Source organism: Acidimicrobiales bacterium (assembly GCA_035536915.1).
GTDB lineage: Bacteria > Actinomycetota > Acidimicrobiia > Acidimicrobiales > JAHWLA01 > JAHWLA01.
This window is the reverse complement of the sequence record DATLNE010000044.1, coordinates 93,245-114,408: the sequence shown is the minus strand read 5'-3', so window position 1 is coordinate 114,408 and position 21,164 is coordinate 93,245. Positions and strand designations below refer to the sequence as shown.

Genomic DNA, 21,164 nt, shown 5'->3' with positions numbered 1-21,164 from the left:
AGAGCGGGTGGCGGTGCCCGGACGTGCTTCGAATTCGGAAGCCCTCATGAGAGGTGCCCGCGATACATGCCTGCTACCAGTCACCTGCTGGCCTTCGACGTGGGGGGTAGCGCCGGGACCCGCGACCAGCATCTATCGAGAGCGGGTGACGGGAATCGAACCCGCGTTCTCAGCTTGGGAAGCTGATGTTCTGCCTCTGAACTACACCCGCAGAGTGGCTGCCACTGTAGCGTGAGCGCCCGATGATCCTCTCTGATCGAAGCATTCGCGAGGAGCTTGACGCAGGACGCATCGTCATCGACCCGTTGGGCGAGGGATGCATCCAGCCGTCCTCCGTCGACCTCCACATCGACCGCTACTTCCGGGTGTTCCGCAACCACACGATGCGAGTCATCGACGTGAAGGAACCCATGGAGGATCTCACCGAGCTGGTCGAGATCAACGAGGAGGACCACTTCGTCCTCCACCCGGGCGAGTTCGTGCTCGGCTCCACCTTCGAGCGGGTCGCACTGGCCCATGACCTGGTGGCCCGCCTGGAGGGCAAGTCGAGCCTCGGCCGCCTCGGGCTGCTGATCCACTCCACCGCCGGCTTCGTCGACGCGGGCTGGGACGGCCACCTCACCTTGGAGCTCTCCAACGTCGCCAACCTGCCCATCACCCTCTACCCGGGCATGAAGATCGGCCAGATCAGCTTCCTGACGATGACCACCGAGGCCGACGTCCCCTACGGCTCCAAGCAGGTCGGCTCCAAGTACCAGGGCCAGCGGGGCCCCACCCCCAGCCGCTACTACGAGAACTTCAAGCCCCGCTAGCGGCAGGTCTCAGAACTGGGTTCCGGTGCGGGTCGCCGTGCCGGTCACGGCCGTGCCGCCCGCGGTCAGCCCCGACGCCGGCGTGTACGTCGCCGTGGACGAGCCCGACACGGTGCTCCGGGTGCCGCACGACCCGCCCGCCGTACACGGCGTGCCCAGCACCAGGGTGAGGGTGTTGCCGGTGGCGTCCCAAGTCAGTGTCGAGCTCTCGAACGTGACGTCCTTGTCGGCGAAACCCGGGGTCCCGAGGTCGATGGTGCCGAACCGGAAGGTCCCGCACCCGGAGGCTGACGTCGCCAGCTTCGAGTTGGCCGGGTTGTTCTTGGCCGTGTCCACATCGAGCGTCGCCGTGACCGACAAGGCGTTGCCGCTCCAGCCGGAGCACACCGTCGACAGGTTGAGCGCCCGGTTGTAGGTGACGATCACCCGGTCGGTCGCTTCCAGCAGCCCTGCCGTCGAACCCCGGTTCTGCAGGTTGAGCGACAGCATGCAGCTCACCGTCACGTTGACCGTGGCGCTGGCCTGCCGCCCCGCGGCACCCACGGCGTAGACCGTGTGGTTGCCTGCGGCGAGGCACGCCGAGAACGTCACCGTCACCGAGCTTGTGCCGGTGGAGGCCAGCACGGTGCCCGTCGTCGGGTTGCCCAAGCGGAACGTCAGCGCGTCGGAGCCGAACCCGGTCGTGGAGCCCGACAGCGTCTTCGGCAACGAGTCGACCGTCGAGTTGGCAAAGGTCAGGGTCTGCGTGACCACCGGCGGCGTGTAGGTGAAGGTCGCCGACGCAGGCGGGACGGCACCCTCGGCGCTGCCGATCAGGTAGACGGTGTGCGGCCCCGTCGACGTCCCCGCAGGGATGGTGACGCTGACGGCGCCGCCGCCTGAGGCGGGCACGGTGGCGCCACCGGCCAGCGTGCCGGTGAGGACGGTCCCGCTCGTGGGGTTGTCGAGGCGGAACGTCACCGTCTCGCCCGCAATGAGGTTCGCCGCCGTGCCCGTGAGGGTGGCGGGCACCGAAGAGATGGTCGAGGGCGACAGCGTCAGCGACGGCGAGCCCACGGTCGCGCTGCCACGGGCGCTCTCCGCACCCGTCCATGCTGCGTATGTGGGGGTGACGCTGTAGTGCCATGTACCGGGAGCGACTGCGGTCTCGGTGCAACTCGTCGGCGCGCACGACAAGGTGGCAACCGGCGCACCGCCTGACGCGGCTGCGTAGCGGGAGACGGTGTACGACGTGGCCGCTTGGCCGTCCTTGAACGCAGCCGCACTCCACGACAGGGCGACCGAACGGCTGGTCACCACGGCAGCGGGAACGGCGCCGCCGGGCAAGCTGTCGGAGCCTGCGGTACCGAAGCCGTCGCCTCGCGACAGCCACAGCGCAGAGGCGCCGCTCACGGTGGCAACGACCAGAGCGATCACGGCGACGACCAGGGCGCGCTTCACGCCTGCACCGCCTGGGCCGAGTAGGAGAGGGTGAACGTCAGGCCTGCGCACACGTTGGCCGCCTCCGGTCGCATGCGCACCGGCAAGGTTGCGGCGGCCGTGCCTCGGGCGGGCACGACGACGGGCGCGTTGCGCAGCGCCTCGAAGGTGAGCGAGCCGACGGGGCATGCCGCATTGCTCGACTGCTTCACCCGGGCGCTCACGTCGGTGACCTTGATGGCAAAGGCGTAGGGGTTGGAGATGGTGAGATCGATTCCCCGGGAGGCGCCGGGGAACAACCCGGTGATGCCGCCGTCGACGGCGAACTCGGCGGGGCCGCCGGTGTTGTTGCCACCACCGGGGTTGTTGCCGCCACTGTTGGGAGGGCCGGGCTTTCCTTGCTGGACGATGACATCACCCAACACCTTGGTGGGCGTGTCGCCGTCGACGACGGAGATGCCCACGAGCGCCGCGGCCAGTGTGCCGGTCGTCACGAGGGACAAGAGCGTGGTCTTCACGGGACACCTCCTTCCTGAACGGGCGGAAGCCCGGGGACCGAAGTCCCCGGGTTCCGGACAATGAGTAGAGCTAGCCGGCCTGCACGAGGCTGGCGCCGCTGAAGTTGAAGGTGAAGCTCGTGCCTGCGCACCCGTCGGGGGCGGCTGAGGCCATCGACACGCTCATGGTGTAGGTGCGGCTGCCGTTCGTGTTGCCGCTCTTGGCGGCGATGCTCGTGCCCTCACCGCCCGTCGGCGCCACCGGGTTGGTGCCGTCGCCCAGGGTGGCCACGCTCACGTTGGACCCTTCGCAGCCGTCTTGGTCCTCGGCGTTCACGCCGCCGATCTGCAGCAGGTTCACGGCGTAGGGGTTGGGGTTGTCGACCGTGACCGTGATGGTCTTGGTGGCACCGGGGTAGAGGTCGGCGCCGTTGGCTGCCGCCGCGATGGCGGAGTTCTGGATGGCCACCGAGCCGGCGGTGGCAGAGCCGGAGCCGGTGGAGCTCCAGAGGGCCATGGCGGCGCCGCCGACGGCGACAGCAACGGCGACGGAACCGAGGACAGCGACCTTGCGGGAAAGCTTCATTGTTGGTCTCCTTCAAAAACGAGTGGACTTGGCAAACGGAAACCGGGCGTCGGTTTCGCCACTCGCTCCCCTCCGGTTCGGCGACCAACTGCGGCCGAAGGATCTATGCGTCGCCCGTGAGGCTCGCTCTCCGCTTGCCTCGATTGCCCAATGTACGGAGGCCCCGACGCGGCGACTTCACCAAGATTGATGAAAAGTCAGGCCCGCCAGCCCAGCCGCTGCGCCAACGTGACGGCGGCCAGCTGCGAGTTCACTTCGAGCTTCTGCAGGATCGATCGGATCTGCGATCGCACCGTCGCCAGCGACACGAACTCCAGCCGAGCGATCTCCTCGGCCGACTCGCCGTCCATCAGGTGGGCGAGCACCTGCCGCTCCTTGGCCGACAGCCGGGCGAACGGCGCCTGCCGCTCCTCCTCCTCGGCCCGCCCCCGTTCGGCCGCCTCCAACAAGGCCTCCCGCTCGGCGGGCCGCATCACCGACGACCCGTTGACGGCATCGCCGATGGCCTCGGCCAACCGGTCGAGCGACTCGCTCTTGGGCACGATGCCCGACGCCCCCTGCTCCAGGCACTGCCCCAGCACCCGCGGGTCGGTGGTGCCGGTGAGCACGATCACCTGTGCGCCCAACGCCACCAGCGGGGCGATCATCGGCAGGCTGTCGCAGTCGCCCAGGTAGAAGTCGAGCAGGACGATGTCGGGCTGCATGGCCGTGGCTGCTTCTACCACCGCATCGACGGCCAGGTCGGGCGCCAACTCCACCGTCATGCCCTGCCGCTGCAACGCCAAGGCCAGCGCCTGTTTGATGATGGCGTGGTCTTCGACGACCAGCACCCGGGCGGCGCTCATGGCTTCATTTCATCAAATGTGAGGAACGCCGCCGCCTCGCCGCCGGGTTCACTGGACACGTGGACAACCGGCGCCGGCCGCGCATCGCCATCGCCGTGGAACCCGCCATCCTGGCCGACGCCCTCGCCGAGGTGCTGCGCTACGCCGACGTGGACGACATCGTCGACCTCCGGGACCACCCGCACGTCGACGCTGCCCTGGTCACCATCGGCCTGCCCAACGACGTCGACGCCGAAGTCGTCATCGAACTGCCCAACGCCGACTGCGGCACCGGCCCGGCGGGCGTGCACGTGCACGGTCAGTCCGCCGCTGTCCGCGTAGACGGCTTGGCCGACGTGCTGCGCCTGCTCGACGACTACTGCCCGGGCCGGAATCCCCGCACCTAGCCCTCGACCCCGGTGTCGTCGGCCCCGTGCTCCTGGGGCTGGTGCATGTCGGGCCCGCCCACCGATGCAGGCACGGCAGTGCCTCGGCCCTCCAGCGCGTCGAGCAGGTGCATGGAGATGTCCTGCACGACGATGTCGTCGCGCCCGTTCTCCTTCACCCCGTCGTCCAGCATGATGTAACAGAAGGGGCATGCGGTGGCCACGCGGGTGGCGCCGGTCTCGATGGCCTCACGCGACCGCTCGGTGTTGACCTTCTTCCCGGTCGACTCCTCCATCCACATGCGGGCGCCGCCCGCGCCGCAGCACATGCCGCGGGTGCCGGTGCGGCCCATCTCCACGATCTCGATGCCCTTGAGCGAGCCGAGCACCTTGCGGGGCGCCATGTACACGTCGTTGTGGCGGCCGAGGTAGCACGAGTCGTGGTAGGTGACCCGCTCCTCCAAGCGGGCCTCGCTCATGTCGAGCTTGCCCGTCTCGATCAGCCACTCGAGGAACTGCGAGTGGTGCACCACCTCGTACTTGCCGCCCAACTGCGGGTACTCGTTGCCCAGGGTGTTGAAGCAGTGGGGGCACTGGGTGATGATCTTCTTCACGCCCATGCCGTTCATCGTCTCGATGTTCTGCATGGCGAGCATCTGGAAGATGTACTCGTTGCCCGAACGCCGCGCCGGGTCGCCGGTGCACATCTCCGACGGGCCGAGGATGGCGAAGTCGATGCCCGCCCGCTGCAGCAGCTTGGCGGTAGCCACCGTGACCTTGCGGTTCTTGTCGTCGAACGAACCGGCGCAGCCCACCCAGTACAGGTACTCGTGGTCCAACGGAGACGACCCGTCGACCACCGGCACCTCGTCGGGCAGGGCGGTGACCCAGTCGGCCCGGTCGCCCTGGTTCATGCCCCAGGGGTTCCCGGAGTTCTCCATGGACCGGTAGGCGTTGCCCAGCTCGGTGGGGAAGTTCGACTCCATGAGCGACAGGTAGCGCCGCATGTCGAGGATCTTGTCGAGGATCTCGATGTTGACCGGGCAGATCTCGTCGCACGCCTTGCACGAGGTGCACGCCCAGATCTCCTCGGCGCTGATGCGCTGGAACACCTCGGGGGCCGACACCGTCAGCGACGGGTCGTGGCTCACGATGGGCGACACCGGCCCGTCGGGCCGCGACTCCGACATGACCTGGCCGACCTTCAGCACGATCTCGCGGGGGTCGAGCGGCTTGCCGGTGGCATTGGCCGGGCACACCGAGGTGCAGCGCCCGCACACCGTGCAGGCGTCGGTGTCGAGCAGCTGCTTCCAGGTGAAGTCCTCGATCACCGAGGCTCCGAAGCTCTCCAGCTCCGTCTCCATCAGGTTGGGCATGGGCTTCATGGCGCCCTTGGGCCGGTCGCGGTCCGACAGGTACATGTTCAGCGGCGAGGTGAACATGTGGCGCAGCTTGGTGACCGGCAGCAGGATCAGGAAGGCGATGAACGTGGCCAGGTGCACGCCCCACACCACCTGGTGCACTGTGCCGAGCGACGCCATGCCGTCGAACAACGACGACAGCGGGTAGCCGATGATCGACCACTTCTCGAAGTCGGGCCGGTCCTGCAGGGCGATGCGGCAAGCCTCGGCCACGAAGCCGGAGATGCCCATGACGAAGAAGGTGCCGAGGATCACGCCGTCCTCAGGACGGGTCTTGATCTTCAGGCGGTACGGCTTCTGGATGTAGCGGCGCACCGCGGCCCACACGATGCCGACCAAAAAGACCACGCCCGCCACGTCGCCGATCAAGGCGTAGCCCCGGTAGACGTCGCCGTGCAGGAACTTGAGGCTCTGCGGCAGTTGGTGGTTGATCTCCAGCACGGTGGTGACGGCGAACAGCACCAGGAAGCCGAAGTAGATGCACGAGTGCATGAGGCCCGCGGCCGGGTCGCGCATCAACGTCTTCATGTAGACGCCCGCCCGGAAGTCGGCCATGCGCTTGCCGACGTTCTTCTTGGTGGTGGCCCGGCGGTCGGGCCGGCCCCGCTCCCAGTTCTGCATGCGCTGCGAGAACAGCCACGCCACGGCCATGAACAGCACGGTGAGCGTGGTGTAGAAGAGCGCCCGCACCGGGCCGGGGATGTTGAGGAACACCTCGCGCTGCACGGGCGAGTCGTCGTGCTCCTGGGCGAGGGCGGCGACGATGCCGGAACCGGCGGTGACGAGCGCCATCCCGAAGCCGATGAGCAGGGCGATCTGCGACGGCTTGAGGCGTCGGCTGGGGCGAGTCGACATGGGCCGGAAAGCTACTTGGGAGTAGGAGGTTCCGGGAAAACGGGGAGGCTCAGTGGTACGCCTTGGCGTCGGCGTCGCGCAGCCGGGTGGCCATGGTCTTCAGCACCTTGTGGGCCAGGCCCGGCACCTCGTCGAGCAAGCCGTTGAACTCGCGCTGGCCGAGTACGAGCAGCCGCAGGTCGGTGTCGGCCACCACGGTGGCGGTGCGGGGGCCGCGGTCGAGCAGCGACAGCTCGCCGAAGTACTGGCCCGCCGAGAGGGTGGCGATCTTGCGGTTGTTGCGCCGCACCGACGCCTCGCCGTCGAGGATCAGGTAGAACTCGTGCCCCGGCCTGCCCTCTTCGGTGAGCGCCTTGCCCGCAGGCACGGTCACCTCGTCCGACGTCCTTCCGATCACCTGCAGGTCGCGCTTGGTGCAGGCCGAGAAAAGCCACATCCGGCCAAGCTGCTCGAGCTTCTCGTCTTTGCGTGCCATAAGGGACAACCTACTTACCTCGTCAAGTTCACGACGAGGAAACAACGTCGCAATGTGGGCTCCTTACCGTGCCCAAGGTGGAAGTCGTCTTCGTGCGCTGGCCCCAGGATGCAGACCGACGGACCCGATTGGCGGAGGCCGAGGTGCCCCGCCTGCTGCTGGTCGAACGCGATGCCGCCCCACCCGAGCCCCTCGACTGCCTGGAGGACTGGGTGCGCGTGCCTGCGGAGGAAGCCGACGTGGGCGCCCGGGTGGCCACACTGCACCGCCGGCTGGCTGTGCATGCCGAGCCCGCCCCGGTCATCGACGACCACGGCGTGCTGCGCTACGGCACCCGCTGGACGCCGCTGCCCCCGGTGGAGGCCCGCATCACCGCCCAGTTGGTGAGCCGCTTCGGCGGGGTGGTGAGCCGCGAGGCGCTGGCCCGCGCCGGTTGGCCCGACGGCGCGCCCGGGCGCAACGCCCTCGACGTGCACATGCTGCGGCTGCGGCGCCGCCTGGAACCGGTGCGCCTGGCCATCCGCACCGTGCGCTCGCGGGGCTACCTGCTGGAGTCAGGTCCGCGTCAGCAAGCCGTTCATGAGGCGTAATGCGGGCACAACGGAGACGACACACCCAGTCCTTACCGTCGCTCCCATGACGACCAGAAAACGCATAGGAACGGCGGGAGCGCTGGCGGCAGCCCTTGTGCTGTCAGGGGCCGACCCCGCATTTGCCCAGGAAGCAGAAGCCACCGCGGCCGACGTGCAGACGAACCTCGACAACGTGTTCGTGCTGCTGTCGGCCGTGCTGGTGATCTTCATGCAGGCGGGCTTCGCCCTGGTGGAAGCGGGGCTCACCCGGGCCAAGAGCGTGGCCAACATCATGATGAAGAACCTCATGGACTTCGCCGGCGGAGCGCTGGCCTTCTTTGCCGTCGGCTACGCCATCGCCTTCGGCGACGGCAACGACTTCTTCGGGTGGAAGGGCTGGTTCCTCGGCGACGGGGCCTTCCAGTACGGCACCCTCACCGTGCCGGTCACGTTCGTGTTCCAAGTGGCCTTCGCCGCCACCGCGGCCACCATCGTGTCGGGCGCCATGGCCGAGCGGACGAAGTTCAAGAGCTACTTCGTCTACAGCGTGTTCATCTCCGGCCTCATCTACCCGGTGGTGGTGCACTGGCAGTGGGGCGGCGGCTGGCTGTCGCAGCTGTCGACGCCGTTCGTCGACTTCGCGGGCTCGACCCTGGTGCACATGACCGGCGGCGTGGCGGCGTTGATGGGCGCCATCATCCTCGGCGCTCGCATCGGCAAGTACGGCCCCGACGGCAAGCCCCGGGCCATCCCCGGCCACAACATCCCCTTCGCCATCCTGGGCACGTTCATCCTCCTGGTGGGGTGGTACGGCTTCAACCCGGGCTCGGAGTTGGCGGCCGACGGCGCCATCGGCGGCATCGCCTTGACGACGACCCTGGCTGCGGTGGCGGGCGCGGTCATGTCGATGCTCACCATCTGGTTGAAGACCGGCAAGCCCGACGTGGCCATGACGGCCAACGGCATGCTGGCCGGCTTGGTCGGCGTCACCGCCGGGTGCTTCGCCGTCAGCCCCATCGGCGCCCTCGCCATCGGTGCCATCTGCGGCGTGCTGGTGGTGCTGTCGGTGTTCTTCTTCGACCGGGTGCGAGTCGACGATCCGGTGGGCGCCATCTCGGTGCACGGCGTGTGCGGTGCCTTCGGCACCCTGGCAGTGGGCCTTTTCGCCACAGAGGGCGGGCTGTTCTACGGCGGCGGCACCGACCAGTTGGTGAGCCAGGCCATCGGCGTAGCTGCCGTGGGTTCCTTCGTGGCGGTGACGGCGGGCATCTTGTTCCTCGCCATCAAGTTCACCATCGGGCTGCGGGTCAGTCCTGAAGAGGAACTGGAAGGCCTCGACGTCCTCGAGCACGGCGCTCCCGGTTACGCGGAGGACGTGCTGGTGGGCGCAGGCCAGGCAGGCAACGGATCGCTCCGTCCGTCCGCACTCACCCCGGCGTAAGGAGGAACGAACCCATGTTGCAACTTGTCACTGCAGTGGTGAAGCCCCATGTGCTCGACGCCGTGCGGGAGGCCCTCCAGGGGATCGGCGTGCAAGGCGTCACCGTCACCGAGGTCAAGGGCTTCGGGCGCCAAGGCGGGCACTCCGAGACGTACCGAGGCGCGGAGTACCAGGTCCACTTCGTGCCCAAGGTCAAGGTCGAGGTGGTGGCCGATCTCGCCGACGCCGACAAGGTGGCTGACGCCATCGCCCGGGCCGCAGGGACCGGCAAGATCGGCGACGGGAAGATCTGGATCGTCGACGTCGGGTCGCTACTGCGCATCCGCACGGGAGAACGGGGCAACGACGCCCTCTGATCCCGTGACGTCGCGTACGGATCGCGCCGTTTTGTAGCGCGATCCGTACGCAACGTCGGCGCGGCGGGTCAGGTGAGGGCGGTGAGCACCGGCACCAGTTCGGCCGGGCCGGGCATGGCCTCGATCGACCGGCGCAGGCGTTGGGCGTTGGCGAAGTAGAGCGGGTCGTCGAGCAGCTCGCGCACGGCCCGCCGCACGGTGCCGGGGTCGACGGCGTGGGCCAGCAGCCGTAGCCCGGCACCGCTCGCTTCGACGCGGAAGGCGTTGGAGAACTGGTCGCCCGCTTGGGGCAGCACCAGGCTCGGCTTGCCCGCCACCAACGTGGCCATCGTCGTGCCCCATCCCCCGTGGCCCACCACGACGTCGGCCTGGCGGGCGCCCGCGCCCACCGGCACCCACTTGTCGGCGCCCAGTGCCGTCACCACGTCGACGTCCTCCTGCGCCAGCCCGTCGAGCACGGCCTGCAACACGTCGCCCGCCCGCTTGGCGAACACGGTGCCCAGGGTGACGAGCACCAAGGGCCGGTCGCCGTGGCGGGGCAACTCGACCGGCGGTGTGGGGCCGTCGTAGGGGACGGGGCGCAGCGGTCGCAGGTCCGGGTACCACGACTGCGGCGTCGGGCTCAGTTGAAAGTAGGGCGGGTAGCAGGCCAGGTGCAGGCACGACGCCAGCCGCTCCAGGTGGGGGTCGGGCGCCAGGCCGAGGTCGGCCCGCACCCGGTCGAGGGTGGGGGCGAAGAACGGGGCCAGGCTCTGCGGCGGCCAAGCGGCGTCGGTGATGACCGTCACCCGGGGGACCTCGACCATGTCGGCGGCCAGCACGGTGCCGAACTCGGTGCCTTCGTGCACCACCACGTCGGGCCCCCACGAGTCGAAGGCGCCGGGCAGGTCGCCCGCCATGGCCGCGGCGGCATGCTCCAGGAAGATGCGGTTGAACAGGAAGTCGCCCAACTCGACGATCCCCATGGCCGCCGTCTCCGGGAACGCCGCCTCGGGAGCCGACTCCAGCCAGTCGAGCCCGGCGGGCAGCGCCTCGAACCCGGCGGCCTCCACCACCGGCACGAACGACGGCGCCACGACGAAGGCCACGTCGTGGCCCTCGTCCTCACACGCCGTAGCCAGCGGCACCAACGGGTGGAAGTGGCCGTAGGCGGGCTGGCAGACGAAGAGCGCTCGCACCCCGGCATTCTGGTCCGTAGATCCGGCGCCAAGGCGCCGGATCTACGGACCAGAAGCGGCTTAGCGGCCCTGGTTGGCGACCGCCTCGGCGGCGGCGGCTGCGGCGTCGGGGTCGAGGTAGCGCGACCCGACGGGCTGCATGCGCTCGTCGAGGTCGTAGACCAGGGGCTGGCCCGTCGGGATGTTGAGCCCGACGATGTCGTCGTCGCTGATGCCGTCGAGGTGCTTGACCAAGGCTCGCAGGCTGTTGCCGTGGGCGGCCACCAGCACCACCTGTCCGGCGGCCAGGTCGGCCACGATCGAGTCGTACCAGTAGGGCAGCATGCGCTCGACCACGTCCTTGAGGCACTCGCTGGCGGGCAGCACGTCGGGCGGCAGGGCTCGGTAGCGGGGGTCGAGGCGGGGGTGGCGCTCGTCGTCGTCGGCCAGCGGGGGCGGCGGCGTGTCGTAGCTGCGCCGCCACAGGGTGTACTGCTCCTCGCCGTACTGCTCCAGGGTCTCCTTCTTGTTCAACCCCTGCAGCGCGCCGTAGTGGCGCTCGTTGAGCCGCCAATGGCGCTTGACCGGGATCCACAGCTGGTCGAGCTCCTCGAGTGCCAACGACGCCGTGCGGATGGCCCGCTTGAGCAACGAGGTGTGGCAGACGTCGGGCCGGATGCCCGCCTCGGCCAACAGGCGACCGCCGTTGCGGGCCTGCTTCTCGCCGTCGGTGGTCAAGTCGCAGTCGTACCAACCGGTGAAGAGGTTCTCCCGGTTCCACGTGCTCTCGCCGTGGCGGAGCAGCACCAACGTCGCCATGCGGCCGACGTTAGGCCGGGGGTCGCGCCGCCTGCGACCCCGCCGGGGGAGCGGCGCCGAAGGTCGCCGCCGTCAACTTCGAGACCTTGCGCTCGATGGCCTGGGCCAGCAGCGGCGCCACGATCTCACCGAGCAACGGGCGCATTCGCTGGAGGAACTCGGTCATCGTCTGCAGCTCCTCGGGAGGCATGCCGCGCTCGACGTGGGGGTCCCACACGTGGGTGCGGAACAGCGCCACCCACCGCTCCGCCACCTCGTCGAGATCCGTGGTCAGCAGCTCGGCCTCGTCGAGCAGGGCCCCGATGGGGTAGCCCACCTCCACCATCTGCCGGGCCGCGGCCAGCAGGCGAGGGCTTGGCACCCGGAAGCGGTCTCGCTCGGGCACGAGCACGCCCATGCGCACCGCGTGCGCCAAGGCCCGCATGTCTGCTCCGAACATGTCGGCCAGCTCGTCGGCCCCGAGGAAGGTGCTCGGCTCGTTCTCCCACGGCGCGGCCAAGGCCTCTTCGAAGCCGAGCACGTCGGCCAGCCCGTAGCCCCGTTCCCAGGCGTCGAACAGCTGGCGGATGGAGGCCAGCGAAAAGCCCCGTTCCAGCAGCTCGGCGATGTGGCGGAGGCGGGCGACGTGTCCCTCGCCGTAGTACCCGACGCGGCCGACCAGGCGTGGCGGCGGCAGCAACCCCCGCTCCTGGTAGGCGCGGATGTTGCGGCTCGTCGTGCCGGCGCGGCGGGCGAGCTCATCGATGGTCAGCTCGCCAACCCCGCCCCCTGGATCGGCATCCGTGGTGATGGCAACCGACAGTACCGGCCCGTCGGCGGAAAGACACCCCTTGACACGCAGACGGGTGAGACATACAACAACGGAACACGCATCTATGCACCATTGATCAATGGCGAACTATCCGCTGTTGATCCGCAGCCGACGGCAGTCCGGAAACGGGGGGGACAGAGGTTTCCCGGAACGGGCCGTTCCGTCACGCACTCCACATCAGAGCCCTGCCGCGTGCCGGACCAACCCGATTCCTCGAAAGGAAACCACACCGTGTTTCGACGCATCCTCCGCCGCAAGGCGCTTTTCGCCTTCGTCGGCGCTTTCCTCATGCTGGCCCAGGCAGCCGATGCCGGCCACGCCATGAACTACAACGTCACGCAGGACACCTACGTGAAGAGCCAGTACCCCGACGTGAGCGGCTACACGTACTACGGCAGCGCCACACCGCTGACATCGACAACCGACATCCCCTCGGGCTACGACGTGGCCCAGTCGACCGGCACATCGCCGTTCGCCGACAACCCCAGCGACGAAGAGGTCGTGGGCTCGGGCACGGCGACAGCAAGGTGGGTGCCGTTCTGCGCCAGCAGCAACCTGGGGTTGACTGCGAAGTGGGAGACGACAATGCCCGCCACAAAGCCGGCCAACACCGTCGGCATGGTGACGATCGAGGCGGCGGGCGGCCTCTTCACCACCGAGGCCTTCATCGTCCGTGAGGGCGCCTCGAACTACAAGATCGAGGTCCCGCAGATGCCCAACAGCAGCGTCTGCAACTCAACCACGACCGGCGCCATGACCCTCAACCTGCTCGGCGAGACGGCCGACGGCAGCGACGTCGTGCGCAACCCGGCGACGGCGGGCACCTACACATGGAGCTCGACCTACACCGACGACGCCACGCCCGCCGGCACACACAGCGACACCACAGACGTGGTCATCACCAACTGACCCGCTGACCAGCACCAGTGTCCGGCCGCCACGGGTTCCGGCGGCCGGACACTGCGCGCCGGCCAGACGATCAAGCGTTCGTGTAGTCCCGGTGCCCCAACTGACGACCTTGATAACAACGCACTCAACTTAGCTATACTGTCCTCCGTCATCTAGCTCGCAGTGTACGGAGGCAGGAACCATGCCCAAGGCCGTCGGAATCGACCTCGGCACCACCAACTCGGTCGTCAGCGTCCTCGAAGCCGGGGAACCGACCGTCATCCCCAACGCCGAAGGCGGCCGCACCACGCCGTCCGTCGTCGGCTTCTCCAAGTCCGGCGAGGTGCTCGTCGGCGAGGTGGCCAAGCGCCAGGCCATCACCAACCCCGACCGCACGATCCGGTCCGTCAAGCGCCACATGGGCACCAACTGGACCGTAGACATCGACGGCAAGAAGTACACCCCGCAGGAGATCAGCGCCCGCATCCTGCAGAAGCTCAAGCGCGACGCCGAGGCCTACCTGGGCGACACGGTGAACCAGGCCGTGATCACCGTGCCTGCCTACTTCGACGACGCCCAGCGCACCGCCACCAAGGAGGCGGGCCAGATCGCGGGCCTCGAGGTGCTGCGCATCATCAACGAGCCCACCGCGGCCGCCCTCGCCTACGGGCTCGACAAGGAGGGCGACGACCAGACGATCCTGGTGTTCGACCTGGGCGGCGGCACCTTCGACGTGTCGATCCTCGACATCGGCGAGGGCGTGTTCGAGGTCAAGTCCACCCACGGCAACACGCAGTTGGGCGGCGACGACTGGGACCAGCGGGTCATCGACTGGCTGGTCACCGAGTTCAAGAACACCGAAGGCGTCGACCTGTCCAAGGACAACATGGCCCTGCAGCGCCTCAAGGAGGCGGCCGAGAAGGCCAAGATCGAACTGTCGGCCGTGCAGGAGACGACGATCAACCTGCCGTTCATCACGGCCACCAACGAGGGCCCCAAGCACCTCGACATGAAGCTGACCCGCGCCGAGTTCCAGCGGCTGACCGCAGACCTCGTGGAGGCGTGCAAGGGCCCCTTCGAGCAGGCCATCAAGGACGCCGGGCTGACCAAGTCCGACATCGACCACGTGGTGCTGGTGGGCGGCTCCAGCCGCATGCCCGCCATCCAGGAGCTCGTCTACAACCTCACCGGCAAGGAGCCCCACAAGGGCGTCAACCCCGACGAGGTGGTGGCCATCGGCGCCGCCGTGCAGGCGGGCGTGCTCAAGGGCGAGGTCAAAGACGTCCTCCTGCTCGACGTCACCCCGCTGTCGCTCGGCATCGAGACCCGCGGCGGCATCATGACCAAGCTCATCGAGCGCAACACCACCATCCCCACCAAGCGCTCCGAGGTGTTCACCACCGCCGAGGACATGCAGCCGTCGGTGGAGATCCACGTGCTCCAGGGCGAGCGCGAGATGGCGATGTACAACAAGACGCTGGGCAAGTTCCAGCTCGTCGACCTGCCTCCCGCGCCCCGGGGCATCCCCCAGATCGAGGTCACCTTCGACATCGACGCCAACGGCATCGTGCACGTGTCGGCCAAGGACCGGGCCACCGGCAAGGAGCAGTCGATCACCATCACCGGGCAGTCGGCGGTTGCCCGTGAAGACATCGAGCGCATGGTGCGCGACGCCGAGGCCCACGCCGAGGACGACCGCCGGCGCAAGGAAGAGGCCGAGGTCCGCAACAACGCCGACTCGCTCGTCTACCAGACCGAGAAGCTGCTCAAGGAGCAAGGCGAGAACATCACCGGCGAGGAGAAGGACACCGCCGAGGCCCGGCTCAAGGAACTGAAGGACGCCATGGGCGGCGACGACATCGCGGCGGTCAAGCAGGCCACCGAGACGCTGGCCACCGCGGTGCAGGCCTTCGGAGCCAAGGTGTACGAGCACGCCACGGCGACGGCATCCGAGGGTGCTGCGGACGGCGGCTCCTCGGCCCCGAGCGACGACGAGGTTGTCGACGCCGAGATCGTCGACGAGGAGAAGGGGGCTTGAGGGAACCCGTGGCATCGAACCCCATCGACGACAACAGCCCGGGGCCCGACCCGGCCGGGGACCCCTCCCCCCCGGCTGACGACCCGGAGCCCGCTGCCGCACCATCAGCGGAGCAGGAGCGCGACGAGTACAAGGCCCTGGCCCAGCGCATCCAGGCCGACTTCGAGAACTACAAGAAGCGGATCCTCAAGCAGCAGACCGAGCACCTCGCGCGGGCGGGCGAGGACTTGGTCACGAAGCTGTTGCCGGTGCTCGACACCGCCGACCTGGCCCTGGCCCACGACGAGAACGAGTCGCTGGGCCAGGTGGTCGGCGCCCTGCGCGACGTGCTGGCCAAGGAGGGGCTGGAGCGCATCGACCCGGCCGGGCAGGCCTTCGACCCCACCGAGCACGACGCCGTCATGCACGAAGCGGGCGAGGGTGAGCCGACGGTCAGCGAGGTCCTCCGAGCCGGCTACCGCTGGCGCGGCCGCGTGCTCCGTGCGGCGATGGTAAAGGTGACCGGATGAGCTTCTCGGGGTCCTGTCAGCCGGCGGCCCCCTCCCAGCCGTGCGTACGCACGGCCGGGCCCCTCCCCGGCTGCCACCCCTCGTCGGTGCGGGAAGAAGGAATCCGGCTGCGCCGGATGCTCTTGGAGTTGTAGATGGCGCCTCAGCGGGAGTGGTTCGAGAAGGACTACTACAAGGTGCTCGGCGTGCCGCAGTCGGCTTCCGAGAAGGACATCACTCGCGCCTATCGCAAGCTGGCCAAGCAGTACCACCCCGACGCCAACCCCGGCGCCGAGGAGCGGTTCAAGGAGATCTCGGCCGCCTACGACGTGTTGGGCGACCCCGGCCGGCGCAAGGAGTACGACGAGGTCCGCCGCCTCGGCCCCATGGCGGGCGGCGGCGGCTTCGGCGGCGCAGGCGGGCCTGCACCGGGCGGCGGCTTCGGCGGTGGCGGGTTCCGGGTCGACGACCTCAGCGACCTGCTGGGCGGGCTCTTCAACCGGGGCCGGGCCTCGCGTCCTCCCGGTCCCAAGCGGGGCGACGACCTCGAAGCCCAGCTCCACCTGTCGTTCCAGGAAGCCGTCGAGGGCGTGACGACGACCGTCAACGTCACCAGCGACGCTGCCTGCTCTCGCTGCCACGGCACCGGCGCGGCGCCAGGAACGAGCCCGGTCATCTGTTCGTCGTGCGGCGGCCGAGGGGTGGTCGACGACAACCAGGGCCTGTTCTCGTTCAGCCAGCCGTGCCCGACCTGCCGCGGCACCGGCATGCGGGTGGAGACCCCGTGCCCCACCTGCCACGGCGCGGGCATCGAGCGGCGGCCCCGGCAGGTCAAGGTGCGCATCCCGCCCGGCGTCGACGACGGCTCGCGCATCCGGGTGAAGGGCCGCGGCGGCGCGGGCCACAATGGCGGTCCCCCTGGCGATCTCTACGTGGTGGTGCGAGTGGCTGCCCACGAGCTGTTCGGACGACGAGGCAACGACCTCACGTTGACGGTGCCCGTCTCCTTCCACGAGGCCGCCCTCGGCGCCTCCGTCACCGTGCCGACCCTGGATGCGCCGGTCACCCTGCGCATCCCCCCGGGCACCCGATCGGGCCGCACCTTCCGGGTGCGGGGCCGGGGCGTACCCGCGTCGACGGGCACAGGCGACCTCCTCGTCACCGTCGAGGTGGCCGTGCCCGAGGAGCTCTCCGATGCCCAGCGGGAGGCGGTCGAGGCCTTGGCCGCCGCCACCCCCGAGTCCCCCCGCCGCCACCTAGGAGTGTGACGTGAAGCTGACGAACGACCAGCGTGCGCTCTACGTGATCTCGGTGGCTGCCGAACTGGCAGGCGTGCACCCCCAGACGTTGCGCATCTACGAGCGCAAGGGGCTCGTCGACCCGGCCCGCACCGGCGGCGGCAGCCGGCGGTACAGCGACCGCGACATCGCCCGCCTGCGGCGCATCTCGGAACTGACCGCCGAAGGGCTCAACCTCGAAGGGGTGCGGCGGGTCATGGCCCTGGAGGACGAGAACGAACGCCTGCGCCACGCGTTGGCCCAGGCCCAGGTCGAGGCCCGCGAAGCCGTCGAGCGCACCCACCGCCAGTACCGCCGCGACCTGGTCCCGCTGAGCCAGTCGCCCGTGCTCTACCGCGGCCGCCGCTGACGCTCCCACCACATCGGGGCGGAACGTCCCCTTTGCGTCCTCAAGACCACGGTGAGTGGTTGCCGATGACCAGTACGTCACCACCCGTGCACTCGGTCGCGAACGAGGAAACGAGCGGTGGCAGGGAAGCGATGATCCGAACGACCCCCACCGACGCACACCAGCGCACGGAGACACATCGGTCGCCTAGGCCGTTCGGGGAGTGAGTGGCGAGACCGACCCGCCCAAGATCGGGGCGCTCACAGTGAGCGTTCCGTTGACCGGACGGGAGCCAAGAAGTGCCGAGCTTCACCAAACTGTTCAACCGTTTCCTCTTTGTTCTTCTGGGAGCTGCCTTTGGCCTGACTCTCTCGGCAACGGCTGCATCGGCTGCCCCGTCCGGCTCTGGCACGGGCGGGAACCCCAATGCGGCTTGCGACGGGACGCATCACAGCGACTCCGGGCACGGCGCAAACCGCCGTGGCGCTTATGACGAAACCTGCGACGGCTCGCCGTCGGGCAACGGGAACGGCACGGGCGCTGCGAAGGGCAAGCCGTGCGCCGGCTGCGTGGGCAACGCCGACGACAAGAACCCTCCGGGGCAGAAGCCGAACGGCAGCGACCGCAACGCCGGTTACGAGTGCGACCGCAACCGTGGCGTGGGCCGGACCAATCCGGCACACACCGGGTGCAGGACGACCAGCTCCCCGACCAGCACGGGTGGCGACGTCGGCGGCACCAGGTCCATTACGACAGTCCCGCCGGCATGTCCTGCGGGCTCGACGATGGTGGACGGCGCATGCGTCTCCGGAGCGAGCACTGTGAAGCCGACCGTGGCGACGGACTCGCCCGTTGCCGCCTCGTTCATCCCCGACCCCTCGGGCCCCGCACGGGTGCTCGGCGTGCAGTTTCTGCGTCCGAGCCTCATGTCGACGAACGTAGGCAGCGAGTTGGCCCGCTCCGCCGGGACCCTGCCGATCACCGGGAACAGCTCGCCCGACCTGGTGCCGATGGCTTTGGCCCTCTGTGCCCTCGGGACGCTGCTCGCCCGGTTCGGCCGTTCGCAGAAGCGTGAAGTGAAGGCGTAACGAACATTATCCAAGGCAACGAGGGACCGGCTCCGGCTGGTCCCTCGTGCGCGTCCGAACCTCGACAGAACTTGCTACACTGACTATCAAGTTTTCTGAGCACGAGGTAGCACCATGGACCCCAATCGCTGGACGCTGAAGACGCAGGAAGCCTTCAACGCCGCGCTGGAGCGCACGCGGGCGGCCAACAACCCCGAGGTCACCCCCGACCACCTGCTGGCCGCCATGCTGGGCCAGCAAGGCACCGCCGTCCTGCCCGTGCTCCAGAAGGTCGGCGTCCCCCCGCTGTCGCTACGTAACCGCCTCGAAGACGGGCTGGCCAAGCTGCCCAAGGCCTACGGCAGCGAGCCGCAGCTGGGCCGTGACCTGCGCGATGCCCTGGCCAGGGCCGACAACGAGCGCACGGCGTTGGGCGACGAGTACCTGTCGATCGAGCACCTGCTGCTGGCCTTGGCCGACCGGGTGGGCGTCAGCCGCGACGACCTGCTCGCCGCCCTGGCCGACGTGCGGGGCAGCCACCGCGTCACCAGCGCCAACCCCGAGGAGCAGTACCAGGCGCTGGAGAAGTACGGCCGCGACCTCACCGAGGAGGCCCGCAAGGGCAAGCTCGATCCGGTCATCGGCCGCGACGAGGAGATCCGCCGGGTCATCCAGGTCCTGTCGCGGCGCACCAAGAACAACCCGGTGCTCATCGGCGAACCGGGCGTGGGCAAGACCGCCATCGTCGAGGGGCTGGCCCGGCGCATCGTCGAAGGCGACGTGCCCGAGTCGCTGAAGAACAAGCGGCTGCTGTCGCTCGACCTGGGTGCCATGGTGGCGGGCGCCAAGTACCGGGGCGAGTTCGAGGAGCGGCTCAAGGCCGTGCTCAAGGAGATCACCGACGCCGAGGGCGAGGTCATCACCTTCATCGACGAGCTCCACACCATCGTGGGGGCGGGCGCCGCCGAGGGCGCCATGGACGCAGGCAACATGATCAAGCCCATGCTGGCCCGGGGCGAGCTGCGCATGATCGGCGCCACCACCCTCGACGAGTACCGCAAGCACATCGAGAAGGACCCGGCCCTGGAGCGCCGCTTCCAGCAGGCCTACGTGGGCGAGCCCACCGTCGAGGATTCGATCGCCATCCTCCGGGGGCTGAAGGAGCGTTACGAGGTGCACCACGGCGTGCGCATCCAAGACGCTGCGCTGGTGGCCGCCGCCGTGCTGTCGTCTCGGTACGTCACCGGGCGCTTCCTGCCCGACAAGGCCATCGACCTGGTCGACGAGGCGGCATCGCGCCTGCGCATCGAGATCGACTCGATGCCCACCGAGATCGACGTGGTGGAGCGGCGCATCCGCCAGTTGGAGATCGAGCGGGTGGCGCTGTCGAAGGAGACCGACTCGGCGTCGGCCGAGCGGCTGGCCAAGCTCGACGAGGAGCTGGCCAACCTTCGTGAGACCTCCGACGCCATGAAGGCCCACTGGCAGCAGGAGAAGGACGCCATCGGCGCCATCCGCCGGCTCAAGGAGTCGTTGGAGTCGCTGCGCTCGGCTGTCGAGCGCGAGCACAACCTCGAACGGGCGGCCGAGATCCGTTACGGCCAGATCCCCGCCTTGGAGAAGCAGGTCGAGGAGGCCACCGCCCGGCTGGCCGAGCTCCAGCGCAGCGAGAAGATGCTGAAGGAAGAGGTCGACGAGGAAGACGTGGCCGAGGTGGTGGCCAAGTGGACCGGCGTCCCCGTGTCCCGGCTGCTCGAAGGCGAGATCGCCAAGCTCGTGCGCATGGAGGAGGTCCTCCACGAACGGGTGGTGGGCCAGGACGAAGCAGTCACCGCAGTGGCCAACGCCATCCGCCGGTCGCGGGCGGGGTTGTCCGACCCTGACCGGCCCATCGGCTCGTTCCTCTTTCTCGGGCCCACCGGCGTGGGCAAGACCGAGCTGGCCCGGGCGCTGGCCGACTTCCTGTTCGACGACGAGCGGGCCATGGTGCGCATCGACATGTCGGAGTACATGGAGAAGCACGCGGTCTCGCGGCTGGTCGGCGCGCCCCCCGGCTACGTGGGCTACGACGAGGGCGGCCAGCTGACCGAGGCGGTGCGGCGGCGGCCCTATTCGGTGGTGCTGCTCGACGAGATCGAAAAGGCCCACCCCGACGTGTTCAACGTGCTGTTGCAGGTGCTCGACGACGGCCGCCTCACCGACGGCCAGGGCCGCACCGTCGACTTCACCAACACGGTGCTGATCATGACGTCGAACCTGGCGGCCGACCCGGCCGAGTTCTTCAAGCCCGAGTTCCTCAACCGGGTCGACGAGATCGTGCGCTTCCGGTCGCTGACCGAGGACGACCTCGCCCATGTGGTCACCATCCAGCTACGGGCGCTCGACCGGCGCTTGGCCGATCGGCGGCTGAAGCTCGACGTGAGCGACGAGGCCCGGGCGTGGCTGGCCTCCCACGGCTTCGACCCGGTGTACGGGGCTCGGCCGTTGAAGCGGCTGATCCAGCGGCGCATCGGCGACGCCTTGGCCATGGCGCTGTTGGAAGGCCGCTACGGCGAGGGCGACACGGTGACCGTCGCCGTGGCGGGCGACGACCTCGTCCTCAAGTAGGTCAGCCCGCCCTCGGCCG

The 21,164-nt window shown here is 69.0% G+C and carries 21 protein-coding genes and 1 tRNA gene; 12 read left to right on the top strand and 10 right to left on the bottom strand.

Going from position 1 to position 21,164, the window contains the following annotated elements:
* Window positions 1-140 precede the first annotated feature (140 nt).
* A tRNA-Gly gene (locus VM938_12815) sits at window positions 141-211 on the bottom strand.
* Window positions 212-242: 31 nt separating this feature from the next.
* On the opposite strand from VM938_12815, the gene dcd reads away from it, so the two are divergent.
* Window positions 243-812, top strand: a complete 570-nt coding sequence (gene dcd, locus VM938_12810; GenBank protein ID HVF75920.1) for a dCTP deaminase — start codon at window positions 243-245, stop codon at window positions 810-812.
* 9 nt (window positions 813-821) lie between these two features.
* Here dcd and VM938_12805 read toward each other — a convergent pair whose 3' ends face one another.
* The 4 genes from VM938_12805 to VM938_12790 form a co-directional block, all read right to left on the bottom strand.
* The gene (locus VM938_12805; protein HVF75919.1) at window positions 822-2,252 is read right to left on the bottom strand and encodes a hypothetical protein; all 1,431 of its coding nucleotides are present in this window, start codon (window positions 2,250-2,252) and stop codon (window positions 822-824) included.
* The gene (locus VM938_12800) at window positions 2,249-2,749 is read right to left on the bottom strand and encodes a hypothetical protein (GenBank protein HVF75918.1); all 501 of its coding nucleotides are present in this window, start codon (window positions 2,747-2,749) and stop codon (window positions 2,249-2,251) included. The genes VM938_12805 and VM938_12800 overlap by 4 nt, the downstream gene beginning before the upstream one ends.
* A 70-nt stretch (window positions 2,750-2,819) precedes the next feature.
* On the bottom strand, window positions 2,820-3,314 hold the full coding sequence (locus tag VM938_12795) for a hypothetical protein (GenBank protein ID HVF75917.1): 495 nt from the start codon (window positions 3,312-3,314) through the stop codon (window positions 2,820-2,822).
* A 197-nt stretch (window positions 3,315-3,511) separates the two neighbouring features.
* On the bottom strand, window positions 3,512-4,159 hold the full coding sequence (locus tag VM938_12790; GenBank protein ID HVF75916.1) for a response regulator transcription factor: 648 nt from the start codon (window positions 4,157-4,159) through the stop codon (window positions 3,512-3,514).
* A 59-nt stretch (window positions 4,160-4,218) separates the two neighbouring features.
* Between VM938_12790 and VM938_12785 the strand changes: the two genes are divergently transcribed.
* Complete coding sequence (locus tag VM938_12785) at window positions 4,219-4,545, top strand: hypothetical protein (protein HVF75915.1); 327 nt, start codon at window positions 4,219-4,221, stop codon at window positions 4,543-4,545.
* Here VM938_12785 and VM938_12780 read toward each other — a convergent pair.
* Together VM938_12780 and VM938_12775 are read right to left on the bottom strand one after the other, a co-directional pair.
* Window positions 4,542-6,800: a heterodisulfide reductase-related iron-sulfur binding cluster gene (locus VM938_12780; GenBank protein ID HVF75914.1), complete on the bottom strand. Its 2,259-nt coding sequence runs from the start codon at window positions 6,798-6,800 to the stop codon at window positions 4,542-4,544. The two genes, VM938_12785 and VM938_12780, sit on opposite strands and share 4 nt — an antisense overlap.
* A gap of 49 nt (window positions 6,801-6,849) precedes the next feature.
* Entirely contained in the window at window positions 6,850-7,275 is a 426-nt protein-coding gene (locus tag VM938_12775; GenBank protein ID HVF75913.1) for a cyclic nucleotide-binding domain-containing protein, read from the bottom strand.
* A 68-nt stretch (window positions 7,276-7,343) separates the two neighbouring features.
* On the opposite strand from VM938_12775, the gene VM938_12770 reads away from it, so the two are divergent.
* Genes VM938_12770 through VM938_12760 form a run of 3 tightly spaced genes read left to right on the top strand, consistent with a single transcriptional unit; the run spans window position 7,344 to window position 9,644 of the window.
* Window positions 7,344-7,865 (top strand): winged helix-turn-helix domain-containing protein, encoded by a 522-nt coding sequence (locus tag VM938_12770; GenBank protein HVF75912.1) that lies wholly within the window; start codon window positions 7,344-7,346, stop codon window positions 7,863-7,865.
* A gap of 46 nt (window positions 7,866-7,911) precedes the next feature.
* On the top strand, window positions 7,912-9,288 hold the full coding sequence (locus tag VM938_12765; protein ID HVF75911.1) for an ammonium transporter: 1,377 nt from the start codon (window positions 7,912-7,914) through the stop codon (window positions 9,286-9,288).
* A 17-nt stretch (window positions 9,289-9,305) separates the two neighbouring features.
* The gene (locus VM938_12760) at window positions 9,306-9,644 is read left to right on the top strand and encodes a P-II family nitrogen regulator (GenBank protein ID HVF75910.1); all 339 of its coding nucleotides are present in this window, start codon (window positions 9,306-9,308) and stop codon (window positions 9,642-9,644) included.
* A 68-nt stretch (window positions 9,645-9,712) separates the two neighbouring features.
* Here VM938_12760 and VM938_12755 read toward each other — a convergent pair whose 3' ends face one another.
* From VM938_12755 to VM938_12745, 3 genes are read right to left on the bottom strand one after another with little or no spacing between them, the layout of a single operon-like run.
* Window positions 9,713-10,822 (bottom strand): glycosyltransferase, encoded by a 1,110-nt coding sequence (locus tag VM938_12755; GenBank protein HVF75909.1) that lies wholly within the window; start codon window positions 10,820-10,822, stop codon window positions 9,713-9,715.
* A gap of 60 nt (window positions 10,823-10,882) precedes the next feature.
* Complete coding sequence (locus tag VM938_12750) at window positions 10,883-11,620, bottom strand: phosphoglyceromutase (GenBank protein ID HVF75908.1); 738 nt, start codon at window positions 11,618-11,620, stop codon at window positions 10,883-10,885.
* A gap of 10 nt (window positions 11,621-11,630) precedes the next feature.
* Window positions 11,631-12,365 (bottom strand): MerR family transcriptional regulator, encoded by a 735-nt coding sequence (locus tag VM938_12745; protein HVF75907.1) that lies wholly within the window; start codon window positions 12,363-12,365, stop codon window positions 11,631-11,633.
* A 297-nt stretch (window positions 12,366-12,662) separates the two neighbouring features.
* Here VM938_12745 and VM938_12740 point away from each other — a divergent pair, with 297 nt between their 5' ends.
* From VM938_12740 to clpB, 7 genes are all read left to right on the top strand, one after another.
* On the top strand, window positions 12,663-13,340 hold the full coding sequence (locus VM938_12740) for a hypothetical protein (GenBank protein HVF75906.1): 678 nt from the start codon (window positions 12,663-12,665) through the stop codon (window positions 13,338-13,340).
* A gap of 181 nt (window positions 13,341-13,521) precedes the next feature.
* Window positions 13,522-15,357 (top strand): molecular chaperone DnaK, encoded by a 1,836-nt coding sequence (gene dnaK, locus VM938_12735; protein ID HVF75905.1) that lies wholly within the window; start codon window positions 13,522-13,524, stop codon window positions 15,355-15,357.
* A gap of 8 nt (window positions 15,358-15,365) precedes the next feature.
* A complete protein-coding gene (locus tag VM938_12730; protein HVF75904.1) occupies window positions 15,366-15,866 on the top strand; it encodes a nucleotide exchange factor GrpE in 501 nt (166 codons plus the stop codon).
* Between the two features lie 134 nt (window positions 15,867-16,000).
* Window positions 16,001-17,113, top strand: coding sequence for a molecular chaperone DnaJ (dnaJ, locus tag VM938_12725; GenBank protein ID HVF75903.1), 1,113 nt, complete (start codon window positions 16,001-16,003; stop codon window positions 17,111-17,113).
* A 1-nt stretch (window position 17,114) separates the two neighbouring features.
* On the top strand, window positions 17,115-17,492 hold the full coding sequence (locus tag VM938_12720) for a MerR family transcriptional regulator (protein ID HVF75902.1): 378 nt from the start codon (window positions 17,115-17,117) through the stop codon (window positions 17,490-17,492).
* 278 nt (window positions 17,493-17,770) lie between these two features.
* Window positions 17,771-18,559, top strand: coding sequence for a hypothetical protein (locus VM938_12715; GenBank protein HVF75901.1), 789 nt, complete (start codon window positions 17,771-17,773; stop codon window positions 18,557-18,559).
* A gap of 114 nt (window positions 18,560-18,673) precedes the next feature.
* Window positions 18,674-21,145 (top strand): ATP-dependent chaperone ClpB, encoded by a 2,472-nt coding sequence (gene clpB / locus VM938_12710; protein HVF75900.1) that lies wholly within the window; start codon window positions 18,674-18,676, stop codon window positions 21,143-21,145.
* Window positions 21,146-21,164: the final 19 nt, after the last annotated feature.

What these genes read in the sequence shown, in the direction of transcription:
- dcd (HVF75920.1), top strand. Translation starts at nt 243, where the DNA reads ATGATCCTCTCTGATCGAAGCATTCGCGAGGAGCTTGACGCAGGACGC.
- VM938_12795 (HVF75917.1), bottom strand. Translation starts at nt 3,314, where the DNA reads ATGAAGCTTTCCCGCAAGGTCGCTGTCCTCGGTTCCGTCGCCGTTGCT.
- VM938_12790 (HVF75916.1), bottom strand. Translation starts at nt 4,159, where the DNA reads ATGAGCGCCGCCCGGGTGCTGGTCGTCGAAGACCACGCCATCATCAAA.
- VM938_12780 (HVF75914.1), bottom strand. Translation starts at nt 6,800, where the DNA reads ATGTCGACTCGCCCCAGCCGACGCCTCAAGCCGTCGCAGATCGCCCTG.
- VM938_12775 (HVF75913.1), bottom strand. Translation starts at nt 7,275, where the DNA reads ATGGCACGCAAAGACGAGAAGCTCGAGCAGCTTGGCCGGATGTGGCTT.
- VM938_12765 (HVF75911.1), top strand. Translation starts at nt 7,912, where the DNA reads ATGACGACCAGAAAACGCATAGGAACGGCGGGAGCGCTGGCGGCAGCC.
- VM938_12750 (HVF75908.1), bottom strand. Translation starts at nt 11,620, where the DNA reads ATGGCGACGTTGGTGCTGCTCCGCCACGGCGAGAGCACGTGGAACCGG.
- dnaK (HVF75905.1), top strand. Translation starts at nt 13,522, where the DNA reads ATGCCCAAGGCCGTCGGAATCGACCTCGGCACCACCAACTCGGTCGTC.
- dnaJ (HVF75903.1), top strand. Translation starts at nt 16,001, where the DNA reads ATGGCGCCTCAGCGGGAGTGGTTCGAGAAGGACTACTACAAGGTGCTC.
- clpB (HVF75900.1), top strand. Translation starts at nt 18,674, where the DNA reads ATGGACCCCAATCGCTGGACGCTGAAGACGCAGGAAGCCTTCAACGCC.